The sequence below is a fragment of the Paenibacillus sp. BJ-4 genome (assembly GCF_020404765.1).
Lineage (GTDB): Bacteria > Bacillota > Bacilli > Paenibacillales > Paenibacillaceae > Paenibacillus.
This window is the reverse complement of sequence record NZ_JAIVEM010000020.1, coordinates 1-211: the sequence shown is the minus strand read 5'-3', so window position 1 is coordinate 211 and position 211 is coordinate 1. Positions and strand designations below refer to the sequence as shown.

Annotated in this window: 1 rRNA gene; it reads left to right on the top strand. The window is 48.8% G+C overall.

Features of this window, described 5'->3' with window-relative positions:
- Positions 1-130: 130 nt before the first annotated feature.
- A 5S ribosomal RNA gene (rrf, locus tag LCF57_RS04560) occupies positions 131-211 on the top strand; the annotation flags it as partial.

Sequence of the window (211 nt, the reverse complement as noted above, 5' to 3'; positions counted from 1 at the left end):
GCAGTAATGCATGGAGCTGACCAATACTAATCGGTCGAGGGCTTATCCTAAGAATAAGACGCAATGAAGTTTCGGATCCAGTTTTCAGGGTGTAACACCTTGAAGATAGAATTTGCAATGCAAATTCATGTTTGGTGGCGATAGCGGAGGGGTTCCACACGTACCCATCCCGAACACGACCGTTAAGCCCTCCAGCGCCGATGGTACTTGG